The sequence below is a fragment of the Saccharopolyspora rectivirgula DSM 43747 genome, assembly GCF_000497205.1.
GTDB classification, from domain to species: Bacteria; Actinomycetota; Actinomycetes; order Mycobacteriales; family Pseudonocardiaceae; genus Saccharopolyspora; species Saccharopolyspora rectivirgula.
This window is the reverse complement of record NZ_AYJW01000004.1, coordinates 41,080-59,404: the sequence shown is the minus strand read 5'-3', so window position 1 is coordinate 59,404 and position 18,325 is coordinate 41,080. Positions and strand designations below refer to the sequence as shown.

The 18,325-nt window shown below is 68.4% G+C and carries 18 protein-coding genes; 7 read left to right on the top strand and 11 right to left on the bottom strand.

Features of this window, described 5'->3' with window-relative positions; genetic code table 11:
* Positions 1–2 precede the first annotated feature (2 nt).
* Positions 3–164: a hypothetical protein gene (locus SREC43747_RS21580; protein ID WP_162832377.1), complete on the bottom strand. Its 162-nt coding sequence runs from the start codon at positions 162–164 to the stop codon at positions 3–5.
* A gap of 139 nt (positions 165–303) precedes the next feature.
* Between SREC43747_RS21580 and SREC43747_RS20455 the strand changes: the two genes are divergently transcribed.
* Positions 304–732: an NUDIX hydrolase gene (locus SREC43747_RS20455; RefSeq protein WP_029719512.1), complete on the top strand. Its 429-nt coding sequence runs from the start codon at positions 304–306 to the stop codon at positions 730–732.
* Positions 733–1,097: 365 nt separating this feature from the next.
* Positions 1,098–2,177, top strand: a complete 1,080-nt coding sequence (gene corA, locus SREC43747_RS0102135) for a magnesium/cobalt transporter CorA (protein ID WP_029719511.1) — start codon at positions 1,098–1,100, stop codon at positions 2,175–2,177.
* 31 nt (positions 2,178–2,208) lie between these two features.
* On the opposite strand, the gene SREC43747_RS20900 is transcribed toward corA, so the two are convergent.
* The 8 genes from SREC43747_RS20900 to SREC43747_RS0102090 all read right to left on the bottom strand — a co-directional run bounded on the left by SREC43747_RS20900 (position 2,209) and on the right by SREC43747_RS0102090 (position 12,309).
* Positions 2,209–2,427 carry a hypothetical protein gene (locus SREC43747_RS20900; protein ID WP_152528291.1) on the bottom strand — a complete coding sequence of 73 codons (219 nt, stop codon included), beginning with the start codon at positions 2,425–2,427 and terminating at the stop codon, positions 2,209–2,211.
* A 345-nt stretch (positions 2,428–2,772) separates the two neighbouring features.
* The gene (locus SREC43747_RS0102120; RefSeq protein WP_029719510.1) at positions 2,773–3,939 is read right to left on the bottom strand and encodes an ABC transporter ATP-binding protein; all 1,167 of its coding nucleotides are present in this window, start codon (positions 3,937–3,939) and stop codon (positions 2,773–2,775) included.
* Positions 3,940–3,942: 3 nt separating this feature from the next.
* Entirely contained in the window at positions 3,943–4,788 is an 846-nt protein-coding gene (locus SREC43747_RS0102115; protein WP_029719509.1) for a carbohydrate ABC transporter permease, read from the bottom strand.
* Positions 4,788–5,714, bottom strand: coding sequence for a carbohydrate ABC transporter permease (locus SREC43747_RS0102110; RefSeq protein ID WP_029719508.1), 927 nt, complete (start codon positions 5,712–5,714; stop codon positions 4,788–4,790). Before SREC43747_RS0102110 ends, SREC43747_RS0102115 begins: the two co-directional genes overlap by 1 nt.
* Positions 5,714–6,994, bottom strand: coding sequence for an ABC transporter substrate-binding protein (locus SREC43747_RS0102105; protein WP_162832376.1), 1,281 nt, complete (start codon positions 6,992–6,994; stop codon positions 5,714–5,716). Before SREC43747_RS0102105 ends, SREC43747_RS0102110 begins: the two co-directional genes overlap by 1 nt.
* Positions 6,995–7,188: 194 nt before the next feature.
* On the bottom strand, positions 7,189–7,713 hold the full coding sequence (locus tag SREC43747_RS0102100) for a general stress protein (RefSeq protein ID WP_029719506.1): 525 nt from the start codon (positions 7,711–7,713) through the stop codon (positions 7,189–7,191).
* A gap of 87 nt (positions 7,714–7,800) precedes the next feature.
* Positions 7,801–11,193, bottom strand: coding sequence for a patatin-like protein (locus tag SREC43747_RS0102095; RefSeq protein ID WP_037331180.1), 3,393 nt, complete (start codon positions 11,191–11,193; stop codon positions 7,801–7,803).
* Between the two features lie 159 nt (positions 11,194–11,352).
* A complete protein-coding gene (locus tag SREC43747_RS0102090) occupies positions 11,353–12,309 on the bottom strand; it encodes an HpcH/HpaI aldolase/citrate lyase family protein (RefSeq protein WP_408005226.1) in 957 nt (318 codons plus the stop codon).
* 132 nt (positions 12,310–12,441) lie between these two features.
* Between SREC43747_RS0102090 and SREC43747_RS0102085 the strand changes: the two genes are divergently transcribed.
* Together SREC43747_RS0102085 and SREC43747_RS0102080 are read left to right on the top strand one after the other, a co-directional pair.
* Entirely contained in the window at positions 12,442–13,707 is a 1,266-nt protein-coding gene (locus SREC43747_RS0102085; protein ID WP_029719503.1) for a magnesium transporter MgtE N-terminal domain-containing protein, read from the top strand.
* 18 nt (positions 13,708–13,725) lie between these two features.
* Positions 13,726–14,235: a DUF1003 domain-containing protein gene (locus SREC43747_RS0102080; RefSeq protein ID WP_029719502.1), complete on the top strand. Its 510-nt coding sequence runs from the start codon at positions 13,726–13,728 to the stop codon at positions 14,233–14,235.
* A 66-nt stretch (positions 14,236–14,301) separates the two neighbouring features.
* Here SREC43747_RS0102080 and SREC43747_RS0102075 read toward each other — a convergent pair whose 3' ends face one another.
* Complete coding sequence (locus tag SREC43747_RS0102075) at positions 14,302–14,718, bottom strand: MarR family winged helix-turn-helix transcriptional regulator (RefSeq protein WP_236622980.1); 417 nt, start codon at positions 14,716–14,718, stop codon at positions 14,302–14,304.
* 235 nt (positions 14,719–14,953) lie between these two features.
* Between SREC43747_RS0102075 and SREC43747_RS0102070 the strand changes: the two genes are divergently transcribed.
* A complete protein-coding gene (locus tag SREC43747_RS0102070) occupies positions 14,954–16,093 on the top strand; it encodes an Mrp/NBP35 family ATP-binding protein (RefSeq protein ID WP_029719500.1) in 1,140 nt (379 codons plus the stop codon).
* A gap of 18 nt (positions 16,094–16,111) precedes the next feature.
* On the opposite strand, the gene SREC43747_RS0102065 is transcribed toward SREC43747_RS0102070, so the two are convergent.
* Positions 16,112–16,615, bottom strand: coding sequence for an O-methyltransferase (locus SREC43747_RS0102065; protein ID WP_236622979.1), 504 nt, complete (start codon positions 16,613–16,615; stop codon positions 16,112–16,114).
* A 337-nt stretch (positions 16,616–16,952) separates the two neighbouring features.
* Here SREC43747_RS0102065 and sigE point away from each other — a divergent pair, with 337 nt between their 5' ends.
* Both sigE and SREC43747_RS0102055 read left to right on the top strand, forming a co-directional pair.
* Positions 16,953–17,549, top strand: coding sequence for an RNA polymerase sigma factor SigE (sigE, locus tag SREC43747_RS0102060; protein WP_029719498.1), 597 nt, complete (start codon positions 16,953–16,955; stop codon positions 17,547–17,549).
* Positions 17,546–18,250 (top strand): zf-HC2 domain-containing protein, encoded by a 705-nt coding sequence (locus SREC43747_RS0102055; protein WP_029719497.1) that lies wholly within the window; start codon positions 17,546–17,548, stop codon positions 18,248–18,250. The genes sigE and SREC43747_RS0102055 overlap by 4 nt, the downstream gene beginning before the upstream one ends.
* The last annotated feature ends 75 nt before the right edge of the window (positions 18,251–18,325 follow it).

Below are 18,325 nucleotides of genomic sequence, written 5' to 3'. Positions count from 1 at the left end.
ACTTACAAGAAGAGGTTCTGCATGAAGGTGATGACGGATTCGGCAGCCATCCGCAGGCTCCCCAGAATGCCTTGCACCACATCACTGGCTTGAGTGGGAGCGGTAATCAGGAAGAATAGGACAAAAGCGATTCCCAGCCAGGTGAGGATTTTCTTCATGTTCACTGTGACGCACCCCGTCCGAAATGCTGTGAGTAGCAGGCGCTGCTGATCCGTTGTACCGCATTCCACCCTGTTACGGCAGCTTTGTACCGCACTTGGGGCAGCGTTTCCAGATGTCTCGATCAAACTACTCTCCGTAGTCATGACGAAACCGGAAGAACCGCTCATTCGTTGCGTGGGGGCCGTGGTTTTCGACCCTTTCGGCCGATTGCTGCTGGTCAAAAGGGGTCACGAACCCGAAAAGGGGAAGTGGTCACTGCCGGGTGGCCGAGTAAAGCCCGGAGAAACGGACGAAGCGGCCGTACAACGGGAAATCCAGGAAGAAACGGGACTCTCCGTCATCGTCGGCCCTCTTGTCGGGCGTATTTGCCGACCCGCCCCCAAGGGGACGTACGTGATCCTCGATTACTCCTGTTGGAGCAATGAGCAGGAGCTCCTGCCGGGCGATGACGCGGTGGAAGCCATCTGGGCGGACACTGCGACGTTCACCACTTTTTCCGAACGGGGCGCCCTGACGACCGGTTTGGCCGACACACTTCGAACGTGGGGCTGCCTTCCCCGCGACCGGTAGGCAACCAGCTGACAACTCCATACCCGGACGCGGTCGCCGGGAAACGCTAATGCAAAGTTAGCTTCGAATTCACCTTTCCGTCAGCTCCCCGTCCGGGTGGGCAATGCGCCGTCCACCAGTTGGAACTCTTCGACGGGCGGAGGGTATGGTTGTCTGCTGGCCAGCAGGGTCCACCGGCTCGGTGGTGGCCTAAGGAGGTGAGGGACCGTGGGGAGTAGTGCCGACAGCGCACTGCCGTGCAGTACCAACCGCGTCCCCGCCGGAAAGGCGATCCACTAGCCACCGCACTGCGGCTTTCTCCGGCCGGGGATGCGCGACCAATGAGAGGACCGCCTAGCGCTCAACCCCCGGACTTGGAGGTCGCCGTGCCCGCTTTGCCCGCCATCAACCTGCGCAATCGCACCGGACGAAAACCGGTCACCGCTCCGCGCAGATCCGAACCGATCGCGAACTACGTCGTCGATTGCGCTATTTACGTCGACGGGCACCGCCTCCCCGGCACCTGGAACCACCAGGAGGCCATCGAAGAGGTCCGGCGGCGCGGGACCGGTTTCGTCTGGATCGGGTTGCGCGAGCCCAACGAACAGCAGATCAACGGCATCGCCGAAACTTTCGGGCTGCACGAGCTGGCGGTGGAGGACGCGGTCCACGCCCACCAGCGCCCCAAGCTCGAGCGCTACGACAACACGCTGTTCATGGTGCTCAAGACGGTCCGGTACCTGGAGAGCGACACCCGCTCGGCCAGCGCCGAGATCGTCGACACCGGGGAGCTCATGGTCTTCCTCGGCCGGGACTTCGTCATCACCGTCCGGCACGGGGACCACATGAGCTTGGCCGAGGTGCGGACCCAGCTGGAGGACGACCCGGAGCAGCTGGCCCTGGGCCCCTCGGCGGTGCTGCACGGCATCGCCGACCACGTGGTGGACAGCTACCTGGACGTCACCGAGGCCATCCAGGACGACATCGACGAGATCGAGGCGGAAGTCTTCGAGCCGCGCACCAGGATCGACGCCGAGCAGATCTACATGATGAAGCGGGAGGTCATGGAGCTGCGGCGCGCCGTGATGCCGCTGACCAAACCGCTGCAGCGGCTGGCCGAGGGCTACACCCCGATGATCGCCGACGAGGTGCGCTCCTACTTCCGCAACGTCGAGGACCACCTGACCAAGGTGTCGGAGATGGTCGGCTCCTTCGACGAGCTGCTCACCACGCTGGTGGACGCCACCCTCGCCAAGATCACGATCCAGCAGAACACCGACATGCGCAAGATCTCGGCGTGGGTCGCGATCATCTCGACCCCGACGATGATCGCCGGCATCTACGGCATGAACTTCGATTTGATGCCGGAAACGGAATGGGCGTTCGGCTATCCGATGGTCCTCGTCGTGATGCTCGTCGCTTGTATCGTGCTGTTCAAAATTTTCCGCCGGAACAGGTGGCTATGATGGTGTAACGGACCCGGAGCGAAAAACGATCTCACCACTGGGTCCACTTCTCGTCCGGCACGTCTTCGGCCGGAACCGATTCTCGATCCGTCACCGCCGCTTCGTGCGAGCAAGTGACCTGATGATCCGTGAGGAGGTTGTCATGCAGGGTGTTCTGCGTCGAGAGCGCATCCGGCAGCATCCTCTCACCAATCGGATCAGACGCAACCCGGTGAGCCGACGACAGATCGCTGAGCGGCTGTTCCGGCACACCGCTTGGGTGGTGCGAAAACCCAGCACGATGTGGAACGCGACTTCCTGAGGCGCTGCACCGCGTCTTCGCCCAACTGGTCGCGGGCCGCATCGTGGAACGAATTTCCCTGCAGATCTTCGTTTTCCTGGGGAGGCGCCACATGACCCGCTTGGTGATCAACAAGCTCACCGTTCTGCTCGCGCTGATCAGCGGCTGGATCATCACCGTTTCCGTGTTGATCGCCAACCAGATCTGAGCGATCTCGATCAACCTCCACTGTGGGCAGAAGCCGGTTCCAGGCAGAACCGGCGGACGCGTTCCGCGTGCTGGTGCTCCCCGGCACCGGCTCCTGCCCGCAGCGGATCAGACCACCGTCCGCCCGGTCTTCGGGTCGAACAGGTGTATCCGGTTCGGGTCGAACCAGACGGTCAGGTTCTCGCCGCTGCGCACCGCTGAATCAGCGGCCAGCCGCGCCACCACCTGGCCCTCGTCCGTCGGGACTTCCGATTTGCCGCTGTCGGCGGCCAACTCCGCCAGGTCCTCGCTGCCCACCTGGGTGGGCTGGATGGTGAAGTAGGCGTACTTGTCCGAGCCCATTTCTTCGACCACGTCGACCTTCTCCGTGAAGGTCACGCCGGAGCCGGGGTCGGCGACGACCTGGGCGTCCTCGAAGTGCTCGGGACGGATCCCCATCAGCAGGGTCCGCGGCGCGTCCGCAGCCTCCAGCGCTCGACGGATCCGGTCGTTGAGCGGAACCTCGCCGAGCCCGGTGAGCAGCTTCCCGTCAGCGGCCTCGGCGGGGATGAAGTTCATCGCCGGGGAGCCGATGAAACCGGCGACGAACAGGTTCACCGGGTGCTCGTACAACTCCTTGGGGGTGCCGACCTGCTGCACCACCCCGCCGCGCATCACCACGATCCGGTCTCCGAGCGTCATCGCCTCGGTCTGGTCGTGGGTGACGTAGATGGTGGTGGTCCCCAACCGGCGCTGCAGCTTGGCCACCGAGGTGCGCATCTGCACCCGCAGCTTTGCATCCAAATTGGACAGCGGTTCGTCCATCAGGAACGCCTTGGGGCTGCGGACGATGGCCCGCCCCATGGCGACCCGCTGGCGCTGCCCACCGGACAACTGCGCGGGCTTGCGCTCCAGGTGCTGGGAGAGGTCGAGCATCTTCGCCGCTTCGGTGACCTTGCTCCGTATCGCGTCGGAGTCCATTTTGGCCAGACGAAGCGGGAACGCCATGTTCTCGAACACCGTCATGTGCGGGTAGAGCGCGTAGGACTGGAACACCATCGCGATGTCCCGGTCCTTGGGTTGGCGCTCGTTCATCCGCTCGCCACCGATGCGCAGTTCCCCGGAGGAGATGTCCTCCAGACCAGCGATCATGTTCAGCGTGGTGGACTTCCCGCACCCGGAAGGACCGACCAGGATGAGGAATTCGCCGTCCGCGATTTCCAGGTTCAGCTCGTCGACCGCGACCACCCCGCCCGGGTAGCGCTTGGTCACCTTGTCCAGGACGATGTCGGCCACGTCTTACCCCTTCACTGCGCCGGAAGTCAGTCCGGCCACGATCCGCCGCTGAAAGAACAGCACGAACAAGATGATCGGCACGGTGATCACCACCGCAGCCGCGGAAATCGTCCCGGTCGGGTCCTCGAACTGCGAGTCACCGGTGAAGAACTGCAGCGCGACCGGGACCGTGCGCGAAGCCTCCGTGGAGGTCAGCGAAATGGCGAACAGGAAGTCGTTCCAGCAGAAGATGAACACCAGGATCGCGGTGGTGAACATGCCCGGTGCGGCCAGCGGGGCGATCACCTTCCAGAACGCCTGGAACGGCGTGGCCCCGTCCATCTTCGCCGCCTTCTCCAACTCCCACGGTATTTCCCGGAAGAAAGCGGACAAGGTGTAGATCGCCAAGGGCAGGGAGAAGGTGATGTACGGCAGGATCAACCCCGGCCAGGTGTCGAACAGCCCGAGCACGCGTTCTATCTCGAACAGCGGCGACACCAAGGACACCTGGGGGAACATCGCGATCAGCAGGGAAGCTCCCACCAGCAGCCGCTTGCCGGGGAAGTCCAGGCGAGCGATCGCGTAGGCGGCCATCGCGCCCAGGACCACCGCGATCAGCGTGGCGATCAGGGCGATCCCGATCGAGTTCACCAGCGCGCGGGTGAACTCGGTGGTGGAGAAGATCGCCCGGTAGTTCTCCAGCGTCCACTCCCGGGGGATCAAGTGGCCGTCGGAGATCGTCCGCGACGTCTTAAACGACAGCGACAGGATCCACAGCACCGGAGTCAGCGCGTAGGCGACGACGATGATGTTCAGCAGCGTCCACTTCGCCTTCCGCGTGGGGGTAACGACCGCGCTCGCGTCGGCCATCAACGCCTCCCCTCGTTGTCACTGCCCGGCGCAGCGGTGCCGAAGAGCTTGATGAACACCCAGGCGATGACCGCAACGGCCAGGAAGATCAGCACCGACATCGTCGAGCCGATGCCCAAGTTGAGCCCCTTGATGAGGTTGTTGTAGGCCAGCACCGAAACGGACGAGGTGTCCTGCGCCCCCGAGGTGAGCACGACGATGCTGTCGAAGACGCGGAACGCGTCGAGGGTGCGGAACAGCAGCGCGACCAGGATCGCCGGCTTCATCACCGGCAACATCACCTTCACGAAGCGCTGCCACGCGTTGGCCCCGTCCATGGCCGCCGCCTTGAGCAGGTCGTCGGGCACCTGGGCCAGGCCGGCCATCAGCAGCAGCGCCATGAACGGCGTGGTCTTCCACACCTCGGCCAGGATGACGATCGCCAGCGCGCTGGCCCGCTCGGTGAGCGGCGCGCCCTCCGGGGTGACCAGGTTGGCCAGGTAGCCGGTGTCCGGGGTCCAGGCGTAGCGCCAGCTGAACGCCGCCACCACGGTGACGATCCCGTACGGGATGAGCGAAACCGTGCGGACCAGACCGCGACCGACGACGGCCCGGTGCATGATCAACGCCAGTCCCATGCCCAGGACGAACTCGATCACCACCGAGATCACCGTGATCAGCGCGGTGACCCAGAAAGCGGACCACCAGTACTCGTTGGTGAGCACGGTGATGTAGTTGTCCAGCCCGACGAACTCCCGCTCGTCGGGGTACTTCAGGTCGAAGCGCTGGAAGGACAGCCACACGGCGTACCCGATCGGGTAGCCGGTGACCAGCAGCATGACCAGCGCCGCGGGAGCGCACAGCAGCCACCCGAGCCGGCGCTCGGCCTTCTTGGCCTCGCTGAGCGCTCCTTCCGACCGCTCCGCAGCGCGCTGGACCACGGCCATCACGGCATCACCCCTTTGGAATCGAGCGCGTCCTGCAGCTCCTGGCGCAGGTGCTCAGCCGTGCGCTGCGGGTCGATGGCGCTGACCGGGGACAGCGCGTTGGACAACACGGTGGAAACGTTCTGCGCCGCCGGAGTCACCGGTCGCACGCCGGGGTCCTTGAGGGCTTCCAGGATCGTTTCCTTCATCGGGTATTCCGCGTCCATGTCCGGATCGGAATACACGGATTCGATCGTCGGCGGCACCCCGTCGTTGATCGCGGAGAACTTCTGGTTCTCCGGGCTGCGGATGCACAGCGCCGCCTCGAACGCCAGCTCCGGCTTGGTCGAGTACTCGCTGATCGCCAGGTTGTAGCCGCCGATCGTGGACTTGCTGGGCTCGCCGGGAACGACCGAGGGCAGTCGCGCCCAGCGCACCTTGGCGGCCAGCTCGGGGTTGTTCTCCTGCATGGACGGATAGACGAAGGGCCAGTTCAGCTGGAAAGCCGCCTGTCCGGACTGGAACTCCAGTCGGGCGTCGTCCTCTTTGGCGTTGTTCATCGCCGGACTGGTCACCCCGGCGTTGCCGAAGTCCCGCAGCACCTCCAGCGCCCGGACCGCTCCTTCGTCCACCACCGCGCGGCGGCCGTCCTCGGAGAGGATCCGCCCGCCGGCGGATTCGACGAGGGTGTTGTAGTGCACGTACAGGCCTTCGTACTGGGCGCCGGTGAACGAGATCCAGTGCGGCTTGCCCTCCCGCTTGAGCCGCTGGGCCTCGGAGATCATCTCCTCCCAGGTCTGCGGCGGTTCGCTCACCAGGTCGGCGCGGTACCACAGCAGCTGCACGTTGGTGTTCTTCGGCGCCGCGTAGAGCTTGCCATCCCAGGTGGCCGTCTCCAGCGGCCCGCGCAACGTGCCCCGCTCGGCCTCGGCCTTGTGCTCGCCGGTCCACTCCCGGATCCAACCCGCCTCGGCGAACTCACCGGTCCAGGTCACGTCCAGGCCCAGGACGTCCATCCCCGTGTCCCCCGCGGCCAGCCGGCGGACCATCTGCTCCCGCTGGCCGTCGGCGTCCCGGGGGAGCTTGTGGTAGACGATGCGATAACGCCCATCGGCTTGTTCGTTGCAGCGGTCGATCACCTGCTGCAGGTTCTCTTCCGGGGCGTAGTAAAAGTTCACGGTCTTCGCGTCCGCGGCGGGCGCGCACGCGGTCAGCGCGGACGCGCACACCAGTGATGCGCACAGCGCTGCTAATCGAGTGCGGTGAACTCCCACGGTCTGTCCCTCCCGTCCCGGCAGCATGCGATGACCGGGTCGGAGGCCCGTGCGCCATCGCACGCCACCACCGGCGTCGAGCCGGTGTTCGAAAACTAAGCCGCCGGATTCGGGCGGGGCAAGGTCAGTGTGCTGCTTGTTGCAGACCCGTGAAACAGCGTCAAACCGCGCAAAAAGATCACCGCCCGGCGGAACACCGGGCGGCGGTCAGCAGAACGAGCTCACGAATCCGCCGACGGCGGCCGCATGGCCAGTTTGGCCAGCAGATCACGTCCTTGTTCGGCGTAGCGCGGATTGGCCAGCACGTCGTAGCGGCCGGCCACCAACTGGCTGGCCGAGGAGAAGTCCCGCCGGCCGCGCGTCGAGGCGTAGCCCACGGCGGCGAACACGAGGCCGAACACCACACCGGTGCCCAAACCGACCAGCACCGGACCGAACCACGTGCCCTCCGTGGTGAACATGGCCATGATCAGGCCCACGAAAAGACCGAACCACGCACCGGATGCAGCGCCACCGCCCAGCACCCGCCCCCAGGTCAACCGCCCGGTCACCCGCTCCACCAACATCAGATCGACTCCGACGATGGTCACTTCTTGGACCGGGAAGTCCTGTTCGGTCAGGTAGTCGACAGCCCGCTGTGCCTCTTCGTAGGTGCTGTAGGAGCCAATCGGCCAGCCGCTCGGCGGCGTGGGAAGGCTGGGTGTGCCCGGCGTCGGCCGGCCAGAACCCGGGAACGGACTGGACACCGTAGACACCTCCGTCTGCGCTCTTGCCTGGGCCGGGACCGGACGACCAGCGGCGAGCTTGTCGTATTGTCCCCCTTCGTCCCAAGGCTACCCCGTCGCGCTTCCGACGAGATCAACTCCGCTCTCCCCCTCCGGGGCCCGTTCGGTCGGTTCTCCGGCGGTGCCGCGTGGCCGCGGGGCGAAGGGGTCGATCGAGCTCAACCAGAGCGCCTGGCCGCAAGCAGCCACCACCGTTCCGGCGAGGACCCAGCTCCCGCTGTCCGTGCCGAACCTGGACAGCCACAGGCATACCCCGAACGCCAGCAGCGTCACCAGCACTCCGCCGACCCGTGCGAGCGGCCGGAACGCGGCCAGCGCGGGCCAGGTGAGCGCTCCCGCGACCAGCACCAGCCCGAGCGGCCCCAACCGCGGTTCGGTGCTCTGGAGGGCCCAGTGCCCGCCACCGAGGACGAGCACCGCCACCGCAACGGCGGGGAACCACTTGGCCGCCCCGCGCTCGGACGCGCTGCCGAGCTGGACGCCCAACCACATCGCGCACGCCGCGGCCACCAGCAGCGCGATCCAGGCACCGCCGAAGGCGCTCCCGGACCGGTCGAGCACGGCGAACGCCCCCTCCGGCGCACCTGTGCCGGGCAAGACGCCCGAGGCGGAATCCGCGGGCAGCAGCGCGATTCCGGGCTCACCCACCACTCCCGGGCCGGTGAACGCCACCGCGCCAGCGCCCAACCAGCCCAGCAGCGCAGCCCGTTTCGGGGCGGCCAGCACGAAGAGCACCAGCAGCCACAGCGGTTTGAGCGCGGTGATGGCGAACCGCGCCGCCCAGCCGGCCACCCCGCCGCCTTCCGGTCGCACCACGCGATGCGCGAGCACACCCAATCGAGTGATCGCGGACAGGCGTCGGCGCTCCGGCAACGACCTCAGCCGCTGCCGGCCCACGTCGTACTCCTCCACCGACTCGGTCAGCCGGTCCGGCCCCATCGGCTCCGGTGCCCCACCGCCCGTCGGATCCGCCCCGGCCGCCACGGTGGCGATGAACGGGATCTCCTCCGCGGCGATCAACCACTGCACCCGCTCGGTCAACATCCGGCGGGTCCCGGTCAGGGGGTGGTGCCCGTCGGGATCGGCGAACAGGGCCGCCAACTCCTCGCGGACCTCCCCGGCGTGCCGGGACCACAGCTCCGACAGGAAAGCCCGCCACTGCGCGGAATCCCCGCCCAACCAGGTCAGCTCCTCCTGCCCCGGGGTGCGGACCAGCTGCTCGAGCGCGTCGCTCAACTGCTCGGCACTGCGGTGGCGGCGGGCCCAGCGAACCGGGTCGGTGAGCAGTTCGACGAGCCCGGCCGCCGCGTCCAGCCGACCCCACATCCAGTCGTTGGCCCGCCACTTGGCGGACAGGAAAGCCCCGAAGTGCCCCAGATCGGTGCCCCGCACCCGGTCGGCGACCCGCAGCGGCGCGTCCGCGCCCCGGCGCAGCGCGCGGAACGGGAGAGCGCACGGCTGATCGCTGACGATCCGCAAGAAGTTGATCCGGCTCGCCGGTTCCCGCACGCTGTTCAGCGGAGCGGTGATGGTCACCAGTTGCCGGAGCACCTCGCCCCGCCGCTCGCTGTCCTCCAGCACCGCGTAGCCGACCTGCAGCACGTCCGGCTCCCGCGTGCGCCGCGGCGCTGCCCCGGCCAACCGGTCGGCGATCCTCTCCAGCACCTGCCACGCGGCCGCCACCGCGTCCACCCCGGGAGCGGCCGGATCGGCGTCCGCCCCGCACGACTCCACGATGGACAGCAGTTCGCGGGAGAAGTCCGCCAGCTCCCGCTGGAAGTCCGTCCCGGTCTCCACGGCTTGCAACACCGCGCCGAGCAACGGCCCGACCGGGGACGGCAGGTGGTGCTGCAGCCGGCGGCGCCGGTGCAGCATCCGCTGGATCCAGCCGTCCAGCTCCCCGACGTCCACGATCGGCTCGGTCTGGGCGCCGGTCACCCAGTACCGGTCGGCGTGGCTCTCCAGCACCTCGGCCAGCACCCGCAGCCGGTACAGCGCGGCTTTGCAGCTGCCCAGCCCGGGATCCACAGCGGACCGCTCGATGTCCCAGACCCAGCCGAGGCATTCGTGCACCGCGGCGCGCAGCCCGTGGACGTCCCCGAACAGCTCCGGGTCGGCCGCCTCGGTCAGCACCCGGGCCAATCGTTCCGGCAGGCGCGACCGGGCCGCGGCGGACCAGCCGTGCAGCGGATCCCCAGCCACCGGTGGGAGGAGCGTGCCGTCCTCCGCCCCGGCCGGCTCGGTGAGCAGCCGGTGCACCGCCTGCGCGTCCAGCTCGGCGCGCACCCGGGAGTTCTCCACCGCGGCAGCGCGAGCCTGCTCGGCCAGCACCGCGGCCCGGTGACCGGGATCGGCGGAGTGCACCGGGGCGAAGATCGCCTGCCGGCGCAGCTGGGCGCGTTCGGCGGCCCGGTTGTGCTCGTCCAACGCCTTGATGTCGGTCAGCAGGGACTCCCGGCTGAACCGGGCCCGCACCGCGGCTGCGGCGACCGGGATCGACCACCCCGCTGGCCGTTGGCCGCGCGAAACGGCCGGGTCCGGGTTCAGGTACAGCAGCAAGCGATCGGTCGGGCGGTCGGCGGGGGCCTCCGCGATCGCTTTGACCGCGGCGGTCACCGGGATGTTGTCCAGCACCCCGCCGTCGACCACCCGGAACGGAACGGCTTGCGGCGAAGCCGAGGATTCGGAGAAGAAGCCGAGCATGTTCGGCTCGCCCGCGGGCGGCTTGCCCGGGGCCGAGTGCACCTGGGCGGGCTCGAAGGCGAACGGGTAGGACGACGTGGTGCGGGCGGCGTGCGCCAACCGCAGCACGCTCTCCTGGAACTGCTCCCCGGTCCCGAAGTCGGACAGCGGGTCTCCCGGGCGGCCGAGGTGCCGGAACCTGAACATGGCTCGACGGCGCCGCTCCAGCACCGGGTCGTCCCGGCCGTCGAAGTACCGCACCACCGCGGGATCCAGCAAGGTGGCGGTCAGCAGCAGGTCCACCCGACCGGGAGCGCCGCCGGGCCCGGATCCGCCCTCGGCCAGCACTTCGACCAGCTCCCGGCGGAAGTAGTCGTCGCCCTCCAGCAGCGAATCCGGCCGGGGCTGCCAGAACGCGGGGGTCTTGCGGGCCATGGCCTCGATGTCGGCCAGGCGCACCCACATCCGACGAGTGCGCTCGAACGACTGGCCGTAGACCAACGACGCCGTCAACAGGGCGGCGTTCAACCCGCCCGCAGAAGCACCGGCGAGCACGTCGATCGCGACCGAGTCGTAGCCGGCCAACCGCGCCAACCCGGCCCACACCGAGTCCTGGTCGGCCGTGCTGCCGGTCGCTCGCCGCAAGCGGTCCACTTCGCAGACCGCCCCACCGATCCACACCGCCATGCTCGCGCCGCCGCGCAGGGCCAGCGCCAGCCGCAGTTCCCGGGTGTCTTCCTGCTGCTCGGCGAAGGTCACCAGCCAGTCCGCCCCTCGTGGTCGCCTGCGTGATCCACCTCCGGAAGCTACCGCTTCGGAGGGGCGGGCGGGCCTGGAACCGGTGACGGAACACCGGCTGACCGGTCGGATCCACCGGTTCGCCGCAGTCCGGGGAGCCGCGCGGTCAGCCGGCGGCGCTCACTGCTGCGGGGGCGTCCAGCGGCTGGTGCGGGTCATGCCGGCAGCCCGCCCCTTGTTGGCGATCACCAGCGCCATTTTGCGGGAGGCCTCGTCGATCATCTCGTCCCCGAGCATCGCGGCGCCCCGCTTGCCGCCTTCGGCCGAGGTGTACCACTCGTAGGCGTCGAGGATGTTCTCGGCGTGGTCGTAGTCCTCCTGCCGGGGCGAGAACAGCTCGTTGACCGCGTCGATCTGCGCCGGGTGCAGCACCCACTTCCCGTCGAACCCCAGCGCGGCGGAGCGGCCGCCGACCTGCCGCAGCCCGTCCACGTCCTTGATCTGCAGGTACGGGCCGTCGATCGCCTGCACCCCGTGCGCCCGGGCGGCGATGAGGATCCGCATCAGCACGTAGTGGTAGGCGTCGCCGACGTCGTAGCCGGGCGGCTGGTGGCCCACCACGAGGGAACGCATGTTGATCGAGGCCATGAAATCGGCGGGGCCGTAGATCAGCGCCTCCACCCGGGGTGAGGCGCCGGCGATGGCGTCGACGTTCATCAACCCGCTGGCGTCTTCGATCTGGGGTTCGATGCCGATGCGGCCCACGTCCAACCCGTTGGCCCGTTCGACCTGGGTGAGGGTCAGGTCGAGCCAGCGCACGTGGTCGGGGCTGCTGACCTTCGGCAGGATGATCGTGTCCAGCTCCGCGCCGGCGCCTTCCACCACGGTGATCACGTCGCGGTAGGTCCACTCGGTGTCCAGCGAGTTCACCCGGACGGAACGAACCTTGCCGGACCAGCCCCCTTCGTCCAGGGCGGCCACCACCTGCTGCCGGGCCTCGTCCTTGGCCAGCGGGGACACCGCGTCCTCCAGGTCGAGGAAGAACTGGTCGGCCGGCAGGGTGCGGGCCTTGTCGATCATCTTCGCACTGGAACCAGGTACGGCTAGACAGCTGCGCCGGGCGCGTTGACCGTCCACAATCTCCTCCTCGAGCTCCGGTCCGTGGATGCGTGTGTACCACGAACGGTGGGTGCGGGAGCCGCCAAGTGCCCGGGCGCACACCCGGCCGCTCGAACGGCGGATTGGCCGGGAACTCCTTAGCCTGACCGCGTGGCAGCCACGACCAGGGTGTTCGTCGCCCGGCTCGCCGGCTTGACGGTTTTCGGCCCGGACGGCGAGTCGATCGGCCGGGTGCGGGACGTCGTCACCAGGCTCAGCATCGGCCGACAACCCCCGCGCGCCGTCGGCCTGGTCATGGAGCTGCCCACCAGGCGGCGGATCTTCGTGCCGATGCTGCGGGTGGCGCGGATCGAGCCGAGCGCGGTCACCCTGGCCACCGGGTCGCTCAACGTGCGCCAGTTCCAGCTGCGACCGAACGAACTGCTGCTGATCGGCCAGATGCTGGACGCCAAGGTGACCATCGCCAGCACCGGGACACCGGCCGTGATCGTGGACGTGGCCATCGAGCAAACCCGAACCCGGGACTGGCAGGTCACCAAGCTCGCGGTGCGGGAGCGCACCGGTCGGCTCGGCCGCAAAGGCCCCACCCAAGTGCTGGACTGGGACCAGTTGGAGGGCTTGGGGTTCGCCGAGCTGCGGAACCAACCCCAGGGGGTGAGCACCCTGCTCGCCCTGTTCGAGAGCATGCGACCGGCCGACGTGGCGAGCGCGCTGCACGAGCTTCCCAGCAAGCGCCGCTACGAGGTGGCCGAGGCGCTCGACAACGAACGGCTGGCCGATGTCGTCGAGGAGCTCCCCGGGGACGACCAGAAGGACCTGCTGTCGTACCTGGGCGAGGAGCGGGCGGCCGGACTGCTCGAGGCGATGAACCCCGACGACGCCGCCGACCTGCTCGCCGAGTTGTCCGAAGCGGACAAGGAAGTGCTGCTGGGGCTGATGGCCCCGGAGGAGTCCGCCCCGGTCAAGCGGCTCCTGGAGTACTCGTCGGACACCGCCGGGGGATTGATGACGCCCGAACCCGTGGTGTTGACCCCGGACACCACGATCGCCGAAGCCCTGGCCCACGTCCGCAAGCCCGATCTGCCGGTGGCGCTGTCCAGTCTGGTCTTCGTCTGCCGACCGCCGACTTCCACCCCGACCGGACACTACCTGGGCTGCGTCCACATCCAGCGGTTGCTCCGCGAGCCTCCGTCCACTTTGGTGGCCGCGGTGCTGGACACCGATCTGGCCAGCCTGTCCCCGGACGCCCCGCTGACCGAGGTGGCCCGGTACTTCGCCGCCTACAACCTGGTCTGCGGGCCGGTGCTCGACGAACAAGAGCACCTGATCGGCGCGGTGACCGTGGACGACGTGCTCGACCACCTGCTCCCGGAGAACTGGCGGGAGAGCGGACTGCCGGAGCCAGAGAAGCAGTAGCCAGAGGGGAGAGCAACGATGCCTGAACTGCTCACCAGTCGCCGCCTCGACCAACCGCAGCCGGGACGCGTCCGGCTGTCCTACGACCCCGAGCTGTTCGGCCAGATCTCCGAGCGGATCGCCCGCTTCTTGGGGACCGGCAAGTTCCTGTTCTGGATGACGGTGTTCGTCGCCTCCTGGATCACCATCAACCTGGTGGCGGCCAGCTACGCCTGGGACCCGTACCCGTTCATCCTGCTCAACCTCGCCTTCTCCACGCAGGCCTCCTACGCCGCCCCGCTGATCCTGCTGGCCCAGAACCGGCAGGACGACCGGGACCGAGTAGCGCTGCAAGAGGACCGGATGCGGGCTGAGCAGACCAAGGCCGACACCGACTACCTGGCGCGCGAGCTCGCCGCGCTGCGGCTGGCCATCGGCGAGGTGACCACCCGCGACTTCCTGCGCGCCGAACTCGACCGGCTGCGGGAAGAGGTGTCGGAGAAGACCGCTCCCCAGCACCGCAGGAACGCGGAAGAGCTGGCCGAGTAGCTGGGGAGGAACTCGCCCGCCGCACCCGAGCAGCGGAGCTCCCCTGCCGGCCGGCAGGAGCAACCGCTACTCGCCGCGGGCGGCCAGCCGCTGGCACGTCCGCATCAGCGAGTCGAGCTCCCCTTCGGCCGCCGAGAGGAAGTACCGGGCGACTCCGTTCCGGTGCGTGGCCGCCGCCATGTTGAGCCGTCGTTCACCGCTTTCGGTGAGCACCGCTTGCACACCGCGGCCGTCCGAGTCGTCCCGTTCCCGGCGCACCAGGCCCAATCGTTCCAGCCGCTCTATCAACCTGGTCATCCCCGAGCGGGACAGCAGCACGACCTCGGCCAGTTCGGCCATCCGCATCCGCTTGCCCGGCGCTTCCGAGAGCGCTTCCAGCACGTCGAACGCGGGCAAGGTCAATTTCTGCTTGGCTACCAGCTCCCCTTCCAGGCAGCGGGTGACGTGGGCATACGCGCGCAGGAAGCTCCGGTATGCCTGCAACTCACTCCGAGTCGGTAATCGGCCAGCGCCCGTCGCAGTCACGATCACGATTATTACGGAACGCAATCGACTGATTGCACAGAGCCCCTATGTCGTTGCGCACACCCATCTGGAGCAGTGGCGTCCCCGAGGTGTCGTAGTGGCGCACCAGCGGTCCCGCACCACGGGACGCCGGTTACCAGCCCGTAGCATGGGGATTGCAGCGCATCCGCAGAAAGGTCGGTGTCAGCTAGCCGTGACCAGTACGCAGTCCACGCCCACCGAAGAGGCGGTCCGCAAGGCGCTCAGCCAAGTCCAGGACCCCGAGATCCACAAACCGATCACCGAACTGGGCATGGTCAAGGACGTGTCCATCGGTGACAGCGGTGACGTATCGGTCGGGGTGTACCTCACCGTCCAGGGCTGCCCGATGCGGGAGACGATCACCCAACGGGTCAAGGCCGCGGTGGAGGCCGTCGACGGCGTCCGCTCGGTGGACGTCGAACTCGACGTGATGAGCGACGAGCAGCGCACTGAACTCCGCAAGAAGCTCCGCGGAGGCGCTGAGGAGCCGCGCATCCCGTTCGCCGAACCGGGCTCGATGACCCGGGTCTACTGCGTGGCCTCCGGCAAGGGCGGTGTCGGCAAGTCCAGCGTGACCGTCAACCTCGCCGCCGCGATGGCCAAGCGCGGCCTGTCGGTCGGCGTCGTCGACGCCGACATCTACGGCCACTCCGTGCCCAGGATGCTGGGTGCGCAGGGCAAGCCCACCCAGGTCGAGAAGATGATCATGCCGCCGCAGGCGCACGGGGTGAAGGTCATCTCCATCGGCATGTTCACCCCGGGCAACACCCCGGTGGTGTGGCGCGGTCCCATGCTGCACCGAGCCCTCCAGCAGTTCCTCGCCGACGTCTTCTGGGGCGACCTGGACGTCCTGCTCCTGGACCTGCCCCCGGGCACCGGTGACGTGGCCATCTCCACCGCGCAGCTGATCCCGAACGCCGAGATCCTGGTGGTCACCACGCCGCAGCAGGCGGCCGCCGAGGTCGCCGAGCGGGCCGGCGCCATCGCCATGCAGACCCGCCAGCGCCTGGCCGGCGTGGTGGAGAACATGTCCTGGATGGAACTGCCCGACGGCCAGCGGATGGAGGTCTTCGGCTCCGGCGGCGGGCAGCTCGTGGCCGAATCGCTGTCCAGGTCGATGGGCACCGAGGTGCCGCTGCTCGGCCAGGTCCCGCTCGACCCGCGGCTGCGGGAGTGCGGCGACCGCGGAGAGCCGCTGGTGCTGGAGGACCCGGAAGCACCGGCCGCAGCCGTGCTCAACGACATCGCCAAGAAGCTGTCCACCCGCGCTCGCGGGCTGGCCGGCAAGCTGCTGTCGGTCTCGCCGGCCTGACGAGGTGTTGCGCCCGGCCTATTCGGCTTCGCCCCGCTTGACGGCGGCGAGCAGGCCGGGCCCGACGGGCAGGTGCGCCGGGACCAGGTTCTCGTCCGCGGCCACCGCCCGGTGCACCTCCTGCAGCGCCGGGGTGAGGTGCGGTCCGCTCACCCCGGTGAAGACGATGACACCGCCGGGCCGCAGCAGCCGGAGCCCCGGCTCCAGGTACTGGGCGCAGTCCGCGGTCGCGGTCACCGACACCAGGTCGTAGCCGCCTTCGGTCAACCGCGGGAGGATCTCCGCGGCCACTCCGGTGATCAGCCGCGTCCGCGCGGGCGGTATCCCCGCCTGGGCGAACTGCTCCCGAGCGGCGCTCTGCACTGCCGGGTCCACGTCGATCGAGGTCAGCACCCCGTCCTCGGCCATTCCGGCCAACAGCCACCGAGCTGCTTCCCCGGTTCCGGTGCCGATCTCGACAACCGCTTTCGCCTGCGCGGCGGCTGCCAGGAAGCGGAGCGCGTGCAGCGGGGACGACCCCACGGGGGCTTCCCCGCCCGCAGCATCTGGCGTATCGTCCCGACCTACCGGGCCAGCACCCACCGATGTCTCAGGTATCACAGCGGAAAAGGCTAGTGGGGCCCGGCGAGGGCGGAAGCAGCAAGTCCACATCGTTAGAGGGCCGTTTCCCGCGCCCGCCAGCCGGGGGCCGCCGGATTCTCAGCTAGTTCTCAGCTGCATTTCATAACGGCCTCACGTCCGTGAGCGACATTGAAGGTGAAAACGAATAACGTCAGCGCGATCACCGGAAGCACCGGAACTCACGCGGCACCGCGGACGTTTCACCAGTGCAACCGACCAGGAGGTGCCTTTTCGCCCAATGGCAGACAAGCCAGCTAGTGTGGCGCCGAACACACAGCAGACCACCGCTCCGTCCCCCGAACACGTCGGCTGGACTCCGCCGACGTGGGACGAGGTGGTTCGACAGCACGCCGACCGGGTCTACCGGCTGGCGTACCGGTTGACCGGCAACCAGCACGACGCCGAGGACCTCACCCAGGAGACCTTCATCCGCGTCTTCCGGTCCTTGGCCTCCTACAAACCCGGAACGTTCGAGGGCTGGCTGCACCGCATCACCACGAACCTCTTCCTGGACATGGCACGCCGGCGGGCCCGGCTGCGGATGGAAGGCCTTCCCGAGGACACCGACCGGTTGCCGGGCGGAGGCCCGAGCCCCGAGCAGGTCTACCACGACACCCACTTGGACCCGGATCTGCAGGCAGCGCTGGACGAGCTGCCCCCGGAATTCCGGGCAGCGGTGGTGCTCTGCGACGTGGAGGGCCTGTCGTACGAAGAAATCGGTGCCACACTGGGGGTGAAGCTGGGCACTGTGCGCAGCCGAATTCACCGCGGTCGCCAGATGCTCAAGGCAGCGTTGGAAACGCGTCGGAAGCACGCCAGGAGGTTCAGCGAATGACGGTTCTGCGTGGGTGGCGGCTGCCTGAGCAGCACCTCGCGCTGGATGCGATCGTAGCTTTCGTCGACGGAGAGCTCAGTCCGAACGCGCACGATCGCGCAGCTGCTCATCTTGCCCGTTGCCCCGCGTGCGCGGCGGACGCCGCCGCGCAGCGCCAGGCCCGGGCCGCGGTCCGGGCGGCGGAAACCCCGTCCATCTCGCCTCGCCTGCTGCAAGCCCTGCAGGCGATTCCGACCACCGCTGAACTGCCCGGCCAGCCCGACGGCCTGGCCTTCACCGAAGACGGCCAACTGGTGACGATCAACCGCACCGACCGCCCGGTCTTCGGCAGCGGTCCGACGCTGGGGTCGAGCACCCCGCTGGGGGGCGGCCAGCAGCCGCTTGGCAGCTCCGCCCCTTTTTCCGGTAGCCCCCGCCGGACGCAGCGGGGGTCCCGGCACTTCACCCGACGCACCAGGCAGGGTGCGGGTGTGGTGTTCTCCGGCCTGGTGCTGGGGGCGTTGGCGTTCATCAACCTGCCCGCCGGGGACAAGGACGACGCCCCGGTCGCCCCGCGTCCGGCCGGGCCGCCGAACAACACGGTGCTGCCCGCCTCGACCGGCACCTCCGCGCCGCCGGAAGCCACTCCCTCCACGGAGGCTCCGGTGACCGCGTCGAGCTCGCTGCCGGCCCCGGGAGCTCCGGTCCCGACAACCCCTTGATCGCAGCACGCGGTTCCCACACGGACTTCACCGGCCACCGGGCAGGATTGAGGGCAGCCGGACTCCACGCCGGTG

Bases quoted from the DNA above. Each gene is read 5' to 3' on its own strand.
- SREC43747_RS20455 (WP_029719512.1), top strand. From the start codon at position 304: ATGACGAAACCGGAAGAACCGCTCATTCGTTGCGTGGGGGCCGTGGTT.
- SREC43747_RS0102115 (WP_029719509.1), bottom strand. From the start codon at position 4,788: ATGGCCGACGCGAGCGCGGTCGTTACCCCCACGCGGAAGGCGAAGTGG.
- SREC43747_RS0102110 (WP_029719508.1), bottom strand. From the start codon at position 5,714: ATGGCCGTGGTCCAGCGCGCTGCGGAGCGGTCGGAAGGAGCGCTCAGC.
- SREC43747_RS0102105 (WP_162832376.1), bottom strand. From the start codon at position 6,994: ATGCTGCCGGGACGGGAGGGACAGACCGTGGGAGTTCACCGCACTCGA.
- SREC43747_RS0102080 (WP_029719502.1), top strand. From the start codon at position 13,726: ATGCCTGAACTGCTCACCAGTCGCCGCCTCGACCAACCGCAGCCGGGA.
- sigE (WP_029719498.1), top strand. From the start codon at position 16,953: ATGGCAGACAAGCCAGCTAGTGTGGCGCCGAACACACAGCAGACCACC.
- SREC43747_RS0102055 (WP_029719497.1), top strand. From the start codon at position 17,546: ATGACGGTTCTGCGTGGGTGGCGGCTGCCTGAGCAGCACCTCGCGCTG.